16 protein-coding genes are annotated in these 17,716 nt (G+C 60.8%); 15 read left to right on the forward strand and 1 reads right to left on the reverse strand.

Features of this window, described 5'->3' with window-relative positions:
• Positions 1 to 22 precede the first annotated feature (22 nt).
• The 14 genes from ileS to rsfS all read left to right on the forward strand — a co-directional run bounded on the left by ileS (position 23) and on the right by rsfS (position 15,220).
• Positions 23 to 3,307 (forward strand): isoleucine--tRNA ligase, encoded by a 3,285-nt coding sequence (gene ileS, locus ACTHXA_RS02145; protein ID WP_441668876.1) that lies wholly within the window; start codon positions 23 to 25, stop codon positions 3,305 to 3,307.
• Positions 3,304 to 4,941: a bifunctional folylpolyglutamate synthase/dihydrofolate synthase gene (locus tag ACTHXA_RS02150; protein WP_441668878.1), complete on the forward strand. Its 1,638-nt coding sequence runs from the start codon at positions 3,304 to 3,306 to the stop codon at positions 4,939 to 4,941. Before ileS ends, ACTHXA_RS02150 begins: the two co-directional genes overlap by 4 nt.
• Positions 4,942 to 4,961: 20 nt before the next feature.
• Positions 4,962 to 5,342 (forward strand): DUF4233 domain-containing protein, encoded by a 381-nt coding sequence (locus ACTHXA_RS02155; protein WP_441668880.1) that lies wholly within the window; start codon positions 4,962 to 4,964, stop codon positions 5,340 to 5,342.
• Positions 5,343 to 5,378: 36 nt separating this feature from the next.
• Entirely contained in the window at positions 5,379 to 5,801 is a 423-nt protein-coding gene (gene ndk, locus ACTHXA_RS02160) for a nucleoside-diphosphate kinase (RefSeq protein WP_441668882.1), read from the forward strand.
• Between the two features lie 300 nt (positions 5,802 to 6,101).
• Positions 6,102 to 6,452 (forward strand): cytosine permease, encoded by a 351-nt coding sequence (locus ACTHXA_RS02165; protein ID WP_441668884.1) that lies wholly within the window; start codon positions 6,102 to 6,104, stop codon positions 6,450 to 6,452.
• A 37-nt stretch (positions 6,453 to 6,489) separates the two neighbouring features.
• Positions 6,490 to 7,143, forward strand: coding sequence for a cyclase family protein (locus ACTHXA_RS02170; RefSeq protein WP_441668886.1), 654 nt, complete (start codon positions 6,490 to 6,492; stop codon positions 7,141 to 7,143).
• A 280-nt stretch (positions 7,144 to 7,423) separates the two neighbouring features.
• The gene (locus ACTHXA_RS02175; protein ID WP_441668888.1) at positions 7,424 to 8,008 is read left to right on the forward strand and encodes a CPBP family intramembrane glutamic endopeptidase; all 585 of its coding nucleotides are present in this window, start codon (positions 7,424 to 7,426) and stop codon (positions 8,006 to 8,008) included.
• A gap of 293 nt (positions 8,009 to 8,301) precedes the next feature.
• Positions 8,302 to 11,478 (forward strand): Rne/Rng family ribonuclease, encoded by a 3,177-nt coding sequence (locus tag ACTHXA_RS02180; protein ID WP_441668890.1) that lies wholly within the window; start codon positions 8,302 to 8,304, stop codon positions 11,476 to 11,478.
• 184 nt (positions 11,479 to 11,662) lie between these two features.
• A complete protein-coding gene (gene rplU / locus ACTHXA_RS02185) occupies positions 11,663 to 11,971 on the forward strand; it encodes a 50S ribosomal protein L21 (RefSeq protein WP_441668891.1) in 309 nt (102 codons plus the stop codon).
• A gap of 18 nt (positions 11,972 to 11,989) precedes the next feature.
• Positions 11,990 to 12,244, forward strand: a complete 255-nt coding sequence (gene rpmA, locus ACTHXA_RS02190; RefSeq protein ID WP_441668893.1) for a 50S ribosomal protein L27 — start codon at positions 11,990 to 11,992, stop codon at positions 12,242 to 12,244.
• Positions 12,245 to 12,356: 112 nt separating this feature from the next.
• Entirely contained in the window at positions 12,357 to 13,874 is a 1,518-nt protein-coding gene (gene obgE, locus ACTHXA_RS02195; RefSeq protein WP_441668895.1) for a GTPase ObgE, read from the forward strand.
• 10 nt (positions 13,875 to 13,884) lie between these two features.
• Entirely contained in the window at positions 13,885 to 14,130 is a 246-nt protein-coding gene (locus ACTHXA_RS02200; RefSeq protein ID WP_441668897.1) for a hypothetical protein, read from the forward strand.
• A 24-nt stretch (positions 14,131 to 14,154) separates the two neighbouring features.
• Positions 14,155 to 14,787, forward strand: coding sequence for a nicotinate-nucleotide adenylyltransferase (nadD, locus tag ACTHXA_RS02205; RefSeq protein ID WP_441668899.1), 633 nt, complete (start codon positions 14,155 to 14,157; stop codon positions 14,785 to 14,787).
• 52 nt (positions 14,788 to 14,839) lie between these two features.
• Positions 14,840 to 15,220 (forward strand): ribosome silencing factor, encoded by a 381-nt coding sequence (gene rsfS, locus ACTHXA_RS02210; protein WP_441668901.1) that lies wholly within the window; start codon positions 14,840 to 14,842, stop codon positions 15,218 to 15,220.
• A 62-nt stretch (positions 15,221 to 15,282) separates the two neighbouring features.
• Here the strand turns inward: rsfS and ACTHXA_RS02215 are convergent, their stop codons facing one another.
• Positions 15,283 to 16,674, reverse strand: coding sequence for an FAD-binding oxidoreductase (locus ACTHXA_RS02215; protein WP_441668903.1), 1,392 nt, complete (start codon positions 16,672 to 16,674; stop codon positions 15,283 to 15,285).
• Between the two features lie 190 nt (positions 16,675 to 16,864).
• On the opposite strand from ACTHXA_RS02215, the gene ACTHXA_RS02220 reads away from it, so the two are divergent.
• Positions 16,865 to 17,665: a sulfite exporter TauE/SafE family protein gene (locus ACTHXA_RS02220; RefSeq protein ID WP_441668905.1), complete on the forward strand. Its 801-nt coding sequence runs from the start codon at positions 16,865 to 16,867 to the stop codon at positions 17,663 to 17,665.
• Positions 17,666 to 17,716: the final 51 nt, after the last annotated feature.

The following is a 17,716-nucleotide window of genomic DNA, read 5'->3' on the forward strand; positions in this document are numbered from 1 at the left end:
CAAATCTCCAGGAGACCACCACATGTCCTATCCGAAGTCTGCCTTCGGCCCCGGGGCCGAGTCTGTTCCGGCCAGCCCCTCGTTCCCGAACCTCGAGTCGCAGGTGCTCGAGTTTTGGCGACAGGACAACACCTTCCAGGAGTCCATCGACCAGCGCGAAGGCGCGGAGGAATGGGTCTTCTACGACGGCCCACCGTTCGCAAACGGTTTGCCGCACTACGGCCACCTTCTCACCGGCTACGCGAAGGATGTGTTCCCTCGCTACAACACGATGCGCGGCAAGCAGGTCAACCGCGTCTTCGGATGGGACACCCACGGTCTTCCGGCCGAGCTCGAGGCAATGAAGCAGCTCGGGATCTCCACCAAAGAAGAGATCGAAGAGATGGGCATCGGCAACTTCAACGCCGCAGCCAAGGACTCGGTGCTCCGCTACACGAAGGAATGGCGCGAGTACGTTGAGCGCCAGGGGCGCTGGGTTGACTTCGAAAACGGCTACCGGACGCTCGACATTAACTACATGGAGTCGGTGATCTGGGCGTTCAAGAACCTCTACGATCAGGGCCTCGCCTACGAGGGCTTCCGCGTCCTGCCGTACTGCTGGAACGATGAAACGCCGCTGTCGAACCACGAGCTGCGCATGGACGATGACGTCTACCAGATGCGTCAGGACAACACCGTCACGGTCACCTTCCCCCTCGTCGGAGAGAAGGCGGATGCGCTGGGTCTCACCGACGTGCGCGCGCTCGCGTGGACGACCACGCCGTGGACGCTGCCGACGAACCTTGCGCTCGCGGTCGGACCGGAGGTGACCTACTCCGTCATCCCCGCGGGACCACTCGGGGCCGCAGACGGACAGGGCGCGGCAAACTACCTCCTCGCATCCGATCGCATCGCCGGCTACGTCAAGGAACTCGGTTACCCGGGCCTCGAGGATGCCCAGGCTGCGGTGAAACGGACCCTGACCGGCGCCGAGCTCGAGGGCGTTCGATACGTCGCGCTCTGGGATTTCTACGCCGACACCGACGCCTACGGCACCGAGAACGCCTGGCAGATCCTGGTGGCGGATTACGTCACCACGAGTGACGGTACCGGTATCGTCCACCAGGCACCGGCCTACGGTGAAGAAGACAAGAACTCCTGTGACGCGGCCGGTATTCCGACGATTCTTTCGGTGGATGCCGGGGGTCGCTTCCTCGACACCATTTCGCCGGTTGCGGGGGAGCAGATCTTTGACGCGAACCGGACGCTCGTACAGGAACTGAAAAATGGCGGCCGCCTCCTGCAGCAGAAGTCATATGAGCACTCCTACCCGCACTGCTGGCGCTGCAAGCAGCCGCTCATGTACAAGGCAGTGTCGAGCTGGTTCGTGAAAGTCACCGACTATCGCGAGGAAATGATCGAGCACAACGAGCAGATCGAGTGGGTGCCCGAGAACGTCAAGTACGGCCAGTTCGGCAAGTGGCTCGAGGGCGCGCGCGACTGGTCAATCTCGCGCAACCGGTATTGGGGCAGCCCCATCCCCGTGTGGAAGAGTGACGACCCCAACTACCCGCGTGTGGATGTTTACGGTTCGCTCGACGAACTCGAGCGCGATTTCGGTGTGCGGCCAACGGATCTCCACCGCCCCGCGATCGATGAACTCACCCGCCCGAACCCCGACGATCCAACCGGCAAATCGACGATGCGCCGGATCGAGGATGTGCTCGACGTCTGGTTTGACTCCGGTTCGATGCCGTTCGCGCAGGTGCACTATCCGTTTGAAAACCGCGACTGGTTCGACTCGCACTCACCCGCGGACTTTATCGTCGAATACATCGGCCAGACCCGCGGCTGGTTCTACGTGATGCACGCCCTGTCGACGCCGCTGTTCCACCGCCCCGCGTACAAGCGCGTCGTCTCGCACGGCATCGTGCTCGGCTCGGACGGCCGCAAGATGTCGAAGTCGTTGCAGAACTATCCCGACGTCAACGAGGTCTTCGACCGTGACGGTTCGGATGCGATGCGCTGGTTCTTGCTTTCGAGCTCGGTACTGCGAGGTGGCAACCTTGTCGTCACCGAAGAGGGCATTCGCGAGTCCACGCGTCAGTTCCTGCTGCCGCTGTGGTCGACCTACTACTTCTTTACGACCTACGCGATCAGCGCGAACGGTCCCGGCAACGACGGCTACACCGCTCAGTTCCGGACCGACTCCACGCACCTGCTTGACCGATACATCCTGGCGAAACTGCGGGAGACCGTCGAGGCCGTGACGAATGACCTCGATTCGCTGGACGCATCCAACGCGACCGCGCGCCTGCGCGACTTCGCCGATGTGCTCACGAACTGGTATGTGCGCCGCTCGCGCGATCGCTTCTGGGTTGGCACCACGGATGCGACGGGCCAAGCTTCGATCGAGGGACGCGAAGCCTTCGACACCCTCTACACCGTGCTCGAAACCCTTTGCCGACTTGCAGCGCCGCTCGCGCCGTTCACGACCGAAACAGTGTGGCGCGGACTGACCGGTGCGCGTTCGGTGCACTTAGCCGATTACCCCGCCACCGCGGACTACCCGGCTGATGAACAGCTCGTACGGTCGATGGATGCGGTGCGCGAGATCGTTTCGGCAGGTCAGGGCCTTCGGAAGCAGCACCACTTGCGCGTGCGCTTGCCGCTGGGGAACCTCACGGTACTCACCACCGATGCGGCAGCCCTCGAACCGTTCGCGTCGATCATCGCGGATGAACTCAACGTTCGTGAGGTATCGATCGCCGAGCGGACCGAAGAAGCAGCATCCGAATATGGTGTCTCGCGCGTCCTGCGAGTGAACGCACGTGCTGCCGGTCCGCGCCTCGGTAAGCAGGTCCAGCAGGTCATTAAGGCTGCGAAGAGTGGTGACTGGCAAGAAGAGGACAGCAAGGTCGTTGCTGGCGGAATCGCATTGGAACCGAGTGAGTACGAGCTTGACCTCAAGATTCGTGAAGAGCAGGGCACGGATGTGCTGGGTTTGCTGCCCGGCGGCGGCATCCTCGTGCTAAACACGGAGATCACCCCTGAGCTCGCTGCGGAGGGTGCGGCACGCGACGTGATCCGCGCCGTTCAGGATGCGCGTAAGGCGGCGCAGCTCGACGTGAGCGACCGCATCCACCTCGAACTTGCCACCGATGACGCAAGCCTCGCAGCGCTGCAGTCGCAAGCCGAACTCATTGCAGGGGAGACCCTGGCGATGAAAATTGCGATCGCGGGCGGTATCGCACCGGAGGCGGAACGCTCCACGATCCCGCACAGCTACGGCGCGCTCGACATCAAACTCGAAAGGGTTCAGCTATGAGCAATGAACGTGACGAAGAGTTTAATCCCGATGAGGAACTCACCGCCGAATACCTGATCAAGATGTTCGGTGGGGCACCATTTGACGACGGGCTTGAAGAGGGTGAGGACGTTGACGCGGAGGGACTGAGCGAGCGCGAACGCGAAGCTCGCGAACGGCTCGAGAACACCGATTGGCGTGCGGAAGCGGATCTCGTTTACGAAGAGTTGATGACGCGCGTCGGAGAAGCGCAGCCGGAACCGCGCCTCGCACCGACCCGAAGGGCCTGCGAACTGCTCGGCGATATTCATGAGGCGTGGCCGATGATCCACATCACCGGCACGAACGGAAAGTCCTCCACCGCACGGATCACCGAATCGCTGCTGCGTGCGCACGGACTGCGCACCGGCTTACTCACGAGCCCGCACCTCATCCGTCTCAATGAGCGCATCGGAATCGACGGCAAACCGGTCACCGATGAGCGTCTGGTCGCGAATTGGCGCGATATTGAGCCATTCCTCACGATTGTGGATGCGGAACTCGAGAAAGAAGGCGAGCCCCGTCTGACCTTTTTTGAGGCATTGACGGTGCTTGCTTTCGCGTGTTTCACGGATGCACCAATCGATGTCGCCGTGGTCGAGGTCGGGATGGGTGGAGAATGGGATTCCACCAACGTCGCCGACGGTGCCGTGTCGGTATTCACACCGATTTCGCTGGACCACCAGGACCGACTCGGTAGCACGGTCGCGGAGATTGCCACGACGAAGGCTGGCATTATCAAGCCCAGCGCCGCGGTGGTGTCGGCGGCTCAAACGCCCGAGGTGATGGACCAGCTTCGTCGTGCGACCCTCTTGCAGGAAGCAACGCTGTACGCGGAGCCGGAGAAATTTGCGGTCACCGCAGATCGACTCGCGGTCGGCGGCCGACTCGTTTCGGTTCGCGGCCTTGCCGGGCAATACGATGACCTGCCGGTGTCACTTGCCGGCGAGTATCAAGCGCACAATGCCGCGCTCGCGATTGCGGCGGTAGAGGCGTTCTTTGGTGGTGAGCGAGAACTCGAATATGACACGGTCGCAAACGGCACCGCCACCGCAGTTTCTCCTGGTCGACTCGATCTCATCGGCACCGACCCCACGGTCATTATTGACGCGGCACACAATCCCCACGGCGCCGCGCATCTCGCGCAGGCCGTAGGCGAAACGTACAACTTTGACGAGCTCATTCTCGTAATCGGTGTGCTTGAAGGCAAGCCCGTGGAGGGCATCATCCGCCCGCTCGCGAACGTGGCATCGCGCATCCTGGTGACCGAATCTGATTCATCCCGAGCCATTCCCGCCTGGGAACTCGGCGAGATGATTCGCGAAGCGATCGGAGAGGATGCGGCGATCGAGAAACGCATCGAAGTCTTCGAACGCGCGCAGGATGCGTTTGATGTGGCTCGAAGAGAAGCTACTGATGCGGCGGTGGTCGCTGATCGTGAGGATCGCCCCTATTCCGTGGGTGTGCTCATTACCGGGTCGGTCACGCTGATCGGCGACGCAGCGGCAATAGCGCTTGAGGATGAGTGGCGGCCGCCGCGGGAATCGCCGGAAGAAGAACTCGTGGAGCGCGAAATGCTCGAGGGTGATGTGGATCCGGAGGCTGACGAAGAGTGAGTGCTCGCCGGTATCGCACCATGATTGAGCAGTTGGGCTCAATCCTGATTGCGTTTGAACTCGCTATGGTCATGTTGACCGGTATGGCGCTGTTTGGTCTCAAAGCAGTAAGCCCCGCCATCGCGTTCGGCGGGATGGGCGTGTTCCTCGTGCTCTTCGTACTGGGGGTGTTTTTCCTCCGGAAGCCGTGGGGCGCGTGGTACGTGCTCGGGCTGCAGATTGCGCTCACGCTCGTGGGATTCGTGCACCCCGCGGTGTTCTTTGTCGGCGGCCTGTTCCTCGCGGTGTGGATCTACTGCATGTATCAGGGGCTCAGAATTGACGCCGAGCGTGCTGTCATCATCGCCGAATATGAGCGTGAGCAGGCGGCACAGAGCGGTCGCGAATCAACCACCGAGTAACGTGGTAACCAACCAATTACGAAGGAGCCCCGAAGCATGACCTCGCACACTGAGCAAACCCTCGTTCTGATTAAGCCAGACGGTGTCCGTCGCAATCTCATCGGCGAGGTACTCGCGCGCATTGAGCGCAAGGGATACGTCATCACCGCGCTCAAACTCGAGAGCGTTGATCGAGCAGTGCTCGAACAACACTATGCCGAGCACGAGGGCAAACCGTTCTATGAGCCACTTGTGAAGTTCATGCTCTCGGGCCCGGTATTGGCTGCGTGCGTTGAGGGCAATGGCGTCATCGAAGGATTCCGTTCGCTTGCAGGTTCGACAAACCCCACGACCGCCGCCCCCGGCACCATCCGTGGCGACCTCGGTCGCGATTGGGGCGCCGAGGTCATGGAGAACATCGTGCACGGGTCGGATTCAGCTGAGTCCGCCGAGCGCGAGCTTGGGATCTGGTTCGGGTAGCGTCACCGCGAGCAACTAATTGACGGCGTGGGGCGGCACCTCTAGTGTCGCGTAATCATGGTTGGTAGCGTTCATCATGGTTGGAGTACGGGCCATGATGAGCGCTAGTTGCAATGATTGCGGCCGTCCCGCGGCGTTGGCTGCCAAGCTTGCGTCTGCCTCGCGAATATGACGGCTGTTCCGCGAGGCGAACGGATGAATGCCGGGGTGAACGGCTACTCCGGAACGCTAACGGCTAATCTGCGGCGTTAGCGCTCGTAGTCATGGTTGATAGCGTTCATCATGGTTGGAGTACGGGCCATGATGAGCGCTAGCTGCAATGATTGCGGCCCGCGCGCCATGTTCGCGGTGATGGCCATCGACTATTACATTGCGCGCCGCGGGGTGTATGACCGCGATATCTTGCGCCACAGCGGCGGCAAATACTGGTTCACCGGCGGCTGGAACTTTGGTGCCCTCCTGACCTGGGTTATCGGCGGTGCAACCTACTGGCTCTTGGCATTCGTGTGGCCCGTACCGATCGGGGCAGCACTGCCCACCGTCGTCGTGTCGGCGCTCGTGTACTGGATATCAATTAAGGTGATGAACATTAGCGTCGAGCCCGGAACGAAATCGCTCCACCTCGCGGACGGCAGACCAAGTGCCGAATAGTGGTGCCCGCTGAATCCACCGAAACGAGGTCCAGACCATGACGCTGGTTGATCTATCTCAACCGATCGAAAGTGGAATGACTGTCTTCCCAGGGGACCCTCTCGCCGAGGTGCTACCCGCGACTACGATCGCCATGGATGGGTTCGCGGTGCGTGAGATCCACGGCGGCACCCACATGGGTACACATGTGGATGCGCCATCGCACATCGTGGCAGGCGGGCGCACGATTCCGGAGATTGCGCTCGAAGAACTTACGGGCCGGGCGATCGTGGTGGCCGTACCTTCCCTCGAACCGGATGCGGTGATTGGCGAATCGCTCGTGTCGCAACAATTGCCCAATGGTCTTGACGGAGCGCGGATTGTGTTGTTGGCGACCGGCTGGGACCGATACTGGGGCACCCCCGCGTACCTATCGCATCCACGCCTCGACATAGCGGCCTGCGAACTGCTGATTGATATGGGCATGCACGTGCTCGGCGTCGATATGCTCAACCCCGATTCGACCCTGAAGGTGGTTAAGCGTGGCCTTCCCGTGCATGACCGAGTTCTGGGAAGCGATCGACTCATTATCGAGAATTTGCGGGGCCTGACCGCGCTGCCACGATTCGTCCAGTTCTGGGGATTTCCGCTACTCATCGCGGACGGCGATGGTGCGCCAATGCGTGCCGTGGCCGACATCGCGCAAGGATAAGACTCGCCCAAATCCGCCGCGCGCGAGCTTGGTAATCTGGTTCTCGTAACCGCCGCCAACACCATCGAGGTGTTCCGTGCCCACCAGCACGTCTACCGCGAAACCTAAGTGGAGTGGCCTGATAATCCGGGCCGCCCTACCGGTGCTGGTGCTGTCAGCGGGCCTCCTTAGTCTGAGTCTTCTGCTACGGAATGAACCGGCGCAAGCTCTCCCCACGCTTGGTTGGCGCACGCTCGGCGGGATACTCGTATCAGCGGCGGTCATCGCAACGCTGGTGCTAATGAACGGTCGAGGCGCACAGCGACGAATCGTCATGCCGGGACGCACCCGCGACGCGCTCGGCACAATGCTCCTCGGGATTCTCTTGTGGCTGCTACCCGCCGTAGTGATGCTCGCCATCCCTGCATTCGGCGGACCGATTACAATCCCGGCTCAACCAACTGATGCGGCACTGATCTGGCTGCTTCTGCTCACCGCAGTATTCTTCGGCGAAGCACTGCCCGAAGAACTCGTCTTTCGCGGACATGTTCAGACGGTGTTGCTCGAAAAGCTTGGCCAGTGGCCGGCCATCATCATTCAGGCCCTTGTATTCGCGCTATTCGGGATGGCGCTCGGAGGTTGGCGCGGCTGGCTCGACCTCTCACTATTGCTCACCATGGGTTTGGTCTTCGGTTATTTGAGGATGCGCTTCAAATCAATCTGGTTTGGCATCGGATTCCACACGGCGTTCCAGTTTGGTGCGCAGGCCATTTTGACGCACGGATTGCTTGAAACTGCCGCCTCGCCGCAGCTGGTGCAGGTCGCAATTGGTGCGGTGCCGTTTACGGTTGCGGTCATGGCTGGCGTATGGCGCAAGTCGGCGTGAGCGCCTAATTTCTGGAGGGGAACTCGCCGAAGACAGCGCGGCTCGTCGGGGCTCCCAACTCTCCGTTCGCCAAATTCTTGCCGCCGAATCCTGGACACCGTGCGATACTGTACGAGTGCGCGAAAGCGCATGAAGACTTTTCGGAGCCTCGCTACGGCGAAGGCCCAGGACAGCCGCACCGTGCGGCGACGTCGTAACAACGACGCGAAGGATTTCCCGCGAGCAAGATCGCCGCGGACAGATTAATAACCAGCCAGGACCGCATTGCGACTGGTTGGGACAGGAGCACCCACGTGACGGTGGAAAACGAACAACCAGACAACCCCGAAACAGAAAATTCAGCAGTCGAGCCGGACCAGGCGCAACACTCTGCGGAGCAGCAGTACACCGAGAATCAAGCGTCTGAGAAGCGGGCTACCGAGGCACAGACTACTGAGCAGCAGCCTGTCGACGGACCGACAGCCGACGAGCAGCCAGCCCCAACCGAGGACCAAACCGTCGCGGAACCGGTCGCTGAAGTCCAGGTCGCTGAGACGCAAGCAACCGAGGAGAAGGCCGCCGAGGATGCCCAAGACGAGGAACCCGGGCGCGACGCACCCAAGCGCGACCCACGCATCCCGGAAGTAATTACGACGCGGACGCTATTCTTCCTCGCGCCGGACCTGCCGCCGCCAAGCGAGCGACAGCCAGCGCGCCGTCGTCGAGATGACGACGGCAATCGCGGTCGTGATGACCGCGATCAGCGTGATGACCACGATGATCAGGACGACCACGATGATGACTCGGGTCGTCGTCCTACTGGTCGCGGTCGCAGTCGTTCACGCCGCGGCAATCGCAGTCAGGATCGTCGTGACAACCAACGACACTCTCGTGACAGCAATCGTCAACACGATGACCGTGACTCCGATTCGCGTGACGATGACGGCCGCGAAGAAGTTCGCGAGCAGATCACCGAGCCGCAGAAGATTCAGGGCTCAACGCGACTGGCCGCGAAACGCGCCCGTCGCCGCGAGGGACGTGAAACGGGCCGACGTCGCGTCGTCGTCACCGAAAGCGAATTCCAAGCACGTCGCGAGTCGGTGGACCGCAAGATGCTTGTGCGTTCGAAGAACAATCGCGTGCAGATCGGGGTGCTCGAAGACAACATTCTCGTCGAGCACTATGTCGCGCGAAATGAAGACGTATCGCTTATCGGCAATGTCTATGTCGGGCGCGTCCAGAACGTCCTGCCCAGCATGGAGGCGGCATTCATCGATATTGGCGGTGCCCGCAACGCCGTGCTCTACTCGGGTGAAGTTGACTGGTCTGCCGCCGAGCTTGGCGCGAATCAACCCCGCAAGATCGAGAACGCACTGAAATCCGGTGACAAGGTGCTCGTGCAAGTCACGAAGGACCCGGTCGGGCACAAGGGTGCACGACTCACCAGCCAGGTGTCATTGCCCGGTCGCTACCTCGTTTATGTCCCCGGTAACACGATGAACGGCATCAGCCGCAAGCTGCCGGATACCGAACGGAACCGCCTCAAGAAGATCCTTAAAGAGGTGCTTCCCGAAGGCGTGGGTGTCATTGTTCGCACGGCAGCTGAGGGTGCGACCCAGGAACAGCTGCAGCGCGACGTTGAACGACTCACCAAACAGTGGGATGACATTCAGCGCAAGGCGAAGAACTCGGCCAAGGCGCCGCAGACGCTGCACTCCGAGTCGGACATGCTGATTAAGATCGTCCGTGATGTCTTCAATGAGGACTTTGATCAGTTGATCGTGCACGGCCAATCGGAACTCGACACGATTAAGTCCTATCTCGGTCAGATTGCGCCAGATCTCGTCGACCGCGTGGAGCGCTTCCAGGGCGACGATATCTTCAGTGAATATCGCGTCAACGACATGATTGACAAAGCCCTCGCCCGCAAGGTGTGGCTGCCCTCTGGCGGCTCGCTCGTGATCGACCGCACCGAAGCCATGACGGTGATTGACGTGAACACTGGCAAATTTGTGGGTACCGGCGGCAATCTCGAAGAGACGGTCACCAAAAACAACCTCGAAGCGGCCGAAGAAATCGTCCGTCAGCTTCGCTTGCGCGATATCGGCGGCATCATTGTGATCGACTTCATCGACATGGTCCTCGAATCGAACCGTGATCTCGTGCAGCGGCGACTGGTTGAGGGGCTTTCTCGCGACCGCACCAAGCACCAGGTCGCGGAAGTCACGAGCCTCGGGCTCGTGCAGATGACCCGTAAGAAGATCGGACTTGGGCTGCTGGAGACGTTCTCCGAAAGCTGTACCCACTGTGATGGTCGTGGTGTGGTGATCTCCGGCGAACCGGTGAGTCATACTCACTCGAGTAACCAGTCGCAGAACGGCGGTCGTAAGAATGGCCGTGGCTCGCGTTCGCGAGGCAAAGGTTCGCAAGGTCACCAGCAGCAAGACTCGAAGCAGCACAGTGAGTCGGAGCAGCACCATAACGGTTCTTCGACGCACGAAATCACCGAGGATGCGCGGAATGCGCTCACGAAGATCGCGGCTTCCACAATCGCAAGCAGCAGCGACTCCAATTCTGCCGATGCGGAGAAGCGTGTAGAGAAGGCTGTTGAGGCCGCGACGAAGGAAATCGTCAAGGTCGTCAAGCAGATCGAGGTCTCCTCGAGTTCCGATTCAACGGATGCTTCGGGTCACGGTTCGCAGTCCAGCAGGCGCTCCGGGCGTGGCTCGAACCGTCGTGGCTCGGAGAATCGTGATTCGCAGCGTCGCGGTGGCGGTCGCGATCGCTCCACTGATGACAGCAACATTGCCACGGATGCGTCGGCGAACGATTCGGGACAGCAGGACCAGGTCGTGCAGGGATCGGCCTCGCAGTCTTCGAAATCGCGGCCGGCGCAGGACTCGGGCACGCAGAGCGGCCATGCAGCGGCGGCCAAGTCGAGTGGCGCCGAACAGCGGGATTCCGGCGCCGCGAGTTCGCACGAAAACGGCGCTCAGGACAGCAGTTCGAGCCGCGGTACGTCACGACGATCACGACGCAACCGTCGGGTTCGTACGGAAGCACCGCAGACGCCTGGTTTGAGTCCCGAGAGTCAGGATGCGCCGAAGGGTGAGGATGCAGGGGAGTCTCAAGTCGACAAGAACGACAACCTGATCACGATTGAGCTGCCCGAACCCGTGGCGCAAGAGCCGCAGGCGCCGCAGGATCCAAAACAGGTTGAACAGGCACTCAATACTCTCGATGCCGCATTGGATTCACTTGCGGGACTCGACGCGAGCCAGGACAATGAGTCCGAAGTAGAGCCAACGGCAGACCCTGTGCAAACGGCAGAGCCTGCTGAAAACAAAAAACCTGCGACAGCATCCACCTCGCCAAGCACCGAAACCACGGCAGACTCAACGCAGTCCGGCAGCGGTACGGGGCGTAAGCGTGGGGGACGCCGTCGCATCACAACCGGGCCGATTACAACCGGCTCGGAGGACGAATCCTAGAGTCTGTGGGAGCGCTTGACGTGTCCCCATTTACTCAAGTAGGATAAGTCGCTGTTGCACGTTACTCATTGCATGCGGCATCTGACGCGTGCTGAGTGTGAATGTGTGTTTGTTCTCTCCGGTGAAACGCCGGATCAATCCGCTCGGGGCACCCGCCCAGAGCACAGAGAAAAAGGTAGCTGAAGTGGTATTCGCAGTTGTGCGCGCCGGTGGCCGGCAAGAAAAGGTCGAGGTCGGCTCGGTTGTCACGATGAACCGAGTCGTCGCAGACGACAACGGCAACGTCAGCCTTCCCGCCGTGCTTCTCGTTGATGGTGACAAGATCACCAGCGACGCAGACAAGCTCGCGAAGGTGACCGTGACGGCCGAGGTCGTTGAAGATCTCCGCGGCCCCAAGATCCGCATCCAGAAGTACAAGAACAAGACCGGTTACAAGAAGCGCCAGGGCCACCGCCAGGAGCTTACAACCGTCAAGATCACCGACATCAAGTAGTCCGAGGAGCGATTTAGGATGGCAACTAAGAAGGGCGCGAGCTCTACCAAGAACGGTCGTGACTCGAACGCGCAGCGCCTCGGCGTAAAGCGCTTCGCTGGTCAGGACGTCAATGCAGGCGAGATTCTCGTGCGTCAGCGCGGAACCCGCTTCCACCCGGGCGCCAACGTTGGCCGCGGCGGCGACGACACCCTCTTCGCACTCGCCGGTGGCACCGTCGAGTTCGGCAGCAAGGGTCGCCGCAAGGTCGTCAACATCGTTACCGGCGAATAATCGCACGTAACGAGGCGACTTAGGGCTGGTATCAAGCCAGCACACATAAGTTCTGAAGAGGGGCGGAGTTACTCCGCCCCTCTTCGCGTATTACCGAGCAATTGGAGAATCGATGACCACGTTTGTTGACGAGGTAAAGCTGTATTTGCGTGCCGGAGACGGCGGCAACGGCTGCATGTCGATTCGCCGCGAAAAATTCAAGCCACTGGCGGGACCGGATGGGGGCAACGGCGGCGACGGGGGAGACATCACCCTGGTTGCCGATCCGGACGTCACCACGCTGCTGAGCTATCACCACTCACCGCACCGGCGTAGTGAATCCGGCGATTTCGGTACCGGTGACTATCGTCACGGCGCCAAAGCAGAGGACCTCGAGTTACCCGTGCCCGTGGGGACGGTCGTGCGATCTACTGATGGCACAGTCTTGGCCGACTTGAGCGAGCCGGGGATGCGCCTGCTCGTTGCCGAGGGTGGCCACGGTGGTCTTGGGAACAATGCACTCGCAAACAGCCGGCGCAAGGCTCCAGGGTTCGCGCTTCTCGGTACGCCCGGCGAAGAACTCGAGATTGTGCTCGAGCTCAAGACAGTCGCCGATGTGGCGCTCGTGGGGTACCCCTCCGCTGGTAAGTCGTCACTGATTGCCGCGATGAGTGCGGCCCGTCCCAAGATTGCCGACTACCCGTTCACGACCCTGCACCCGAATCTCGGTGTGGTGGACTCGGGCAACACGCGCTTCACGATCGCTGATGTGCCGGGCCTCATCGAAGGCGCAAGTGAGGGGAAGGGCCTCGGCCTCGAGTTCCTTCGACACGTGGAGCGGTGCTCGGTGCTCGTACACGTCCTTGATACTGCGACGCTGGAACCGGGCCGCGACCCGATCAGTGACTTGGACATCATCCTGGCTGAACTCGACAACTATGAGGTGCCCGAGGGACAGGTGCCGCTCAAAGAACGGCCCTCGCTCGTGGTGCTGAACAAGGTCGATATCCCGGATGGGCGTGAGCTTGCTGACTTTGTGAAGGCAGACCTTGAAGCGCGCGGTTTTCGGGTGTTCTACGTTTCGGCGGTGGCTCACGAGGGCCTGCGTGAACTTGGCTTCGCGCTCGGAGAAATTATTGAGCAGGCGCGTTCCGAGCGAATCGCGGAAGAGGCTGCACAGCCTCGCATTGTGGTTCGTCCGCGCCCGGCCCGTCAGGAAGCCTTTGAAATCAAGGTTGAGGGCGGCACCTGGGGCAATGTCTACCGCATCCTCGGCAAGAAACCCGAGATGTGGGTCCAGCAGTGCGACTTCCAGAATGATGAAGCGGTCGGCTATCTCTCTGACCGACTCGCAAAACTCGGTATTGAGGATGCGCTCGTCAAGGCGGGTGCCCAAGCTGGCTCCACGGTCGTGATTGGTCCCGGCGACGGCATCGTGTTCGATTGGGAACCGACGCTGTCTTCGGCGGCCGAAGTGATGACCGCGCACGGCACCGACCCGCGACTTGAAGAGTCAAACCGTGCGACCCGCAAGGAACGTAAGGCCGCGTACCACGACTGGATGGATGCAAAGGCTGCCGCGCGTGCGGAGCTTGAGGCTGAGCGTGAAGCGGGGCTCTGGACGGACAACGCCGCTGAAAAGAACGGCTAGGATGGTTGTTATGTTCGAGCTTCCGATCGTTATTCAGGCCGTCGAGGAAATGATTGTCGTTCCCGGGCCAATGCTTTTCCCACCCATTGTGTTCGGCATCATCATGTTTGTATTCCTGATGGCAGTGGCACTCATCACGTTCTCGTTCCGCAATATGTCGGCACGTCACGATGAGAAGCCACGTATTTACAAACACGACCCCGTGGGGCACCCCGGTCAGCCGATCATCGATTCGGGACACAACGACGCCCACTAAGGCGCCGTTTCGTAACCGCACCTCGTGACGCCAACACAATCTGGCCATAACGACTCTGTTCGTCGCCGGCGTCGGATCGGGATTATGGGTGGGACCTTTGACCCCATCCACAACGGACACCTCGTCGCAGCGAGTGAAGTCGCACAGCACTTCAGCCTCGACGAGGTGTACTTCGTTCCAACAGGTAATCCGTACATGAAGTCGGGTGTGACAGATGCCGAACATCGGTACCTCATGACGGTGATCGCAACCGCATCCAACCCTCGATTCAAGACCAGTCGGGTCGATATCGACCGCAAGGGCCCCACCTACACGATCGACACACTTCGCGACATCAATGCGATCGCGCCGAATGCGGATCTATTCTTTATTACCGGTGCGGATGCGGTGACGCAGATTCTCGAGTGGAAAGAATCGGAAGAGATGTTCCGATACGCCCACTTCGTGGCTGTTTCGCGGCCCGGGCACGAGATCAACCTGGAAGGGTTGCCTGCCGAGCACGTCTCGACGCTCGAGATACCCGCGCTGGCAATCTCGTCAACGGACTGTCGCGCGCGCGTGCGGAAGGGCTACCAGGTCTGGTATCTCACCACTGACGGTGTCCAGCAGTACATTGCGAAGAACCAGCTCTACCGCCAACCCGAAACGAACGAATAGGCTCCCCGAGCATCCACCGCTTCACCTCACTTCAACTAGGAGAATCCACTTTATGACGGCAAGCGAGAGTGCCCTCGAACTCACCCAACTTGCGGCTAAGGCGGCCGACGAACGATCCGCCTTCGACCTCGTAGCATTGGATGTGAGCGCGAATCTGCCCTTCGCCGACGTATTCCTGCTCGCCTCGGGCCGTAATGAACGAATGGTGCTCTCGATTGCGGAGGAGATCGAGGACCAGCTTCGTGAGTCGCACGGGCTCAAAGCGGTGCGCCGCGAAGGCACGGACACGGGCCGCTGGGTGCTGATCGACTTCGGCGACCTTGTCGTGCACGTCTTCCACGAAGAAGACCGCATCTATTACGGTCTCGAACGCATTTGGGCGGATGCGCCGGTTGTTGAGCTTTCGTTGCCTGACGCGCCGGTTGACAACTAACCCGAACCGAGGGGGCAAGGCTCCGGCCGGATAATTGCTCCCTGGTGCGTGAAAGCCGTCGCTTAGTTCTGTGAGGGAGCGAACGCGGGCGCGAAGACCTTGCCCGGGTTTAAGAGATTCGCTGGGTCAAAGACCGCTTTAATCTGCTGCTGCAAATCGAATTGGTCTTGACCGAGCTCGTCCTTGAGCCATTTGCTCTTGAGTAGACCGATGCCGTGTTCACCGCTGAGCGTGCCGCCGAGCTCGAGCGCGAGCGTGAAGACTTCACCCGCGGCTTGCCACACGACCTCGGGAACTTCTTCGCCCTGGAATACGAATGTCGGATGCAGATTGCCATCGCCGGCGTGGCATGACGTCGGCATAATGAGGCCGTATTTCGCTTCGATCGCACGGATTGCGGAGTAGGCCTCGGACATTCGGTCGCGGGGCACCGCGATGTCTTCGATGAGCAGGGTGCCTTTGGCCTCGATCGCTGGAAATGTGTTGCGGCGAATGTTGACGAGTCGTGCGCTCTCGTCGGGATCGGTAGTGGCTTGGGCACGGCCGCCGATCGAGTCGATGATGCTCGTCACTGCCGCGGAGGTGTCGGCTGCAGCTGGGCCATCGCACTGGATGAGGAGATACGCATCCGCGCCTTGACTGATTGACTGGCCAGTGAAGTCGTCGATGCACTCGAGGGAACGTCGATCGAGCAGCTCCATAATCGCCGGAACGAGGCCTTGGCGAGTGACCTCGCTCGCGGTACGCACCGCATCCTCGAGCCGATCGAAATAGGCGCCGATCGTGACGATTTCACCGGTGACCGCGGGCTGCAGTTTGAGGGTCGCCTCGACGATGATCCCGAGCGTGCCTTCAGAACCGATTATGAGCGCGCATAGGTCGTACCCGGTGACACCTTTGACGGTGCGGTGTCCGACTTCGATGAGGCGACCGTCCGCAAGAACGACCTTCAGTGCAAGCACTGCCTCGCGGGTGACGCCGTACTTGGCACACAGCAGACCGCCCGCATTCATCGCGATATTGCCGCCGACGGTGGAGATGTCCTTGCTGGCAGGATCGGGCGCCCACCACAACCCGTGTTCGGCAAGCTGCTCATTGAGTGCGCCGTTGAAGACGCCCGGCTCGACGACTGCGAGCCGATTATCTTCCGAGATCTCCAAGACGCGGTTCATCCGCATGAGCGAGAGCACGATTTCGCCTGGGCCTGCGATCGCACCGCCCGCGAGTCCGGTGCCAGCGCCTCGGGTCACGATCGGAATCTTGAATTCGGATGCGATGCGGCAGACGGCTTGCACCTCTTCGATACGTTCGGGATAGACCGCCGCCAGTGGTGCGCCAGCTGAGCGATGACCTGAGCGATCCAACATGAACTCGGCAGTGTCAGGTGATTCGGTACGGACGCGCCCGGGAACGGCATGCTCTAGGGCTTCAATCACTGCAGTGGTGTTCGGCATTGTTTCCTCACTGCGGAACCACGCAGGTACCGCTGACGCGCTCGGTTGCTTGTCATTGCATCCTAAATCGAGTCGTGCATGTGCGCCCTGGCGACCGCTTTTCCCCGGGTACATCGAGCGTGTCTTTGTGGCGTTGCCCTGGTGGTAGCGTCGACAGGGTCATCCTGAACTCGGCCGAATGGAAACACACGTGAATACACCCGATCTTGCTCCGCGTCGGAATTGGTTTGGTTTGGTACTGACGGGGCTCGCGGTCGGGTTCGCGTCGGGCTTGTTCGGGGTTGGCGGCGGCATCATCATCTTGCCGGTACTCGTGTATCTGCTCGGCTTCGACACGAAGCTCGCGGCGGGCACCTCGCTCTTGGCCATTGTGCTGCCATCGATAGTCGGAGTGGTGAGTTACGCGCTCGAAGGCAATGTGGATGTGCTGCTCGCCGCACTGCTCGCGGCCGGTTCGATCTTCGGCGCCCCGATCGGTTCATGGCTGCTCAGCAAACTGCATAAACGCGCGGTGCAGTGGACGTTTATCGCGTTCATCGTCGTGGTGATTGTTTCGCTGTTTATCGTGATTCCAGCGCGTGACGCGGTGGTACAGATCGACCTGTTGACCGGCGCGCTGCTCGTGGTTGTGGGCCTGTTTACGGGGGTTACCGCTGGACTGCTGGGTATTGGCGGGGGAGTGATCGTCGTCCCCGTAATGGTCGTGGTTTTTGGCGCGAGTGACCTGGTGGCAAAGGGCTCTTCACTGCTCATGATCATTGCGACGGGACTCTCGGGCACGATCGCGAACATCCGTCGCAAGAATGTCGACCCATTGGCGGCCCTCGCAATCGGTCTTGCGGCCGCCGCCGTCACACCATTCGGCGTGTGGTTGGCCGGGACTCTGTCACCGCAAACGGCGAATATCGTGTTCGCAGGCTTCCTCGTGTTGGTGATCATTCGCATGATGGTGGATGCATGGCCGCGTCGCCGGCGAGGCGAAGGTGCCTAGCGAGCGGGTGGCGATTTGCCTTGCATGCGTGAGTTCGGCTATTCTCGATGA

It is taken from the genome of Gulosibacter sp. (assembly GCF_052090685.1).
Lineage (GTDB): Bacteria > Actinomycetota > Actinomycetes > Actinomycetales > Microbacteriaceae > Gulosibacter.

Bases quoted from the DNA above. Each gene is read 5' to 3' on its own strand.
- ileS (WP_441668876.1), top strand. From the start codon at position 23: ATGTCCTATCCGAAGTCTGCCTTCGGCCCCGGGGCCGAGTCTGTTCCG.
- ACTHXA_RS02200 (WP_441668897.1), top strand. From the start codon at position 13,885: ATGTTCGAGCTTCCGATCGTTATTCAGGCCGTCGAGGAAATGATTGTC.
- obgE (WP_441668895.1), top strand. From the start codon at position 12,357: ATGACCACGTTTGTTGACGAGGTAAAGCTGTATTTGCGTGCCGGAGAC.
- rpmA (WP_441668893.1), top strand. From the start codon at position 11,990: ATGGCAACTAAGAAGGGCGCGAGCTCTACCAAGAACGGTCGTGACTCG.
- ACTHXA_RS02150 (WP_441668878.1), top strand. From the start codon at position 3,304: ATGAGCAATGAACGTGACGAAGAGTTTAATCCCGATGAGGAACTCACC.
- ACTHXA_RS02170 (WP_441668886.1), top strand. From the start codon at position 6,490: ATGACGCTGGTTGATCTATCTCAACCGATCGAAAGTGGAATGACTGTC.
- ACTHXA_RS02175 (WP_441668888.1), top strand. From the start codon at position 7,424: ATGAACGGTCGAGGCGCACAGCGACGAATCGTCATGCCGGGACGCACC.
- ndk (WP_441668882.1), top strand. From the start codon at position 5,379: ATGACCTCGCACACTGAGCAAACCCTCGTTCTGATTAAGCCAGACGGT.
- ACTHXA_RS02155 (WP_441668880.1), top strand. From the start codon at position 4,962: ATGATTGAGCAGTTGGGCTCAATCCTGATTGCGTTTGAACTCGCTATG.
- ACTHXA_RS02165 (WP_441668884.1), top strand. From the start codon at position 6,102: ATGATGAGCGCTAGCTGCAATGATTGCGGCCCGCGCGCCATGTTCGCG.
- ACTHXA_RS02215 (WP_441668903.1), bottom strand. From the start codon at position 16,674: ATGCCGAACACCACTGCAGTGATTGAAGCCCTAGAGCATGCCGTTCCC.
- rsfS (WP_441668901.1), top strand. From the start codon at position 14,840: ATGACGGCAAGCGAGAGTGCCCTCGAACTCACCCAACTTGCGGCTAAG.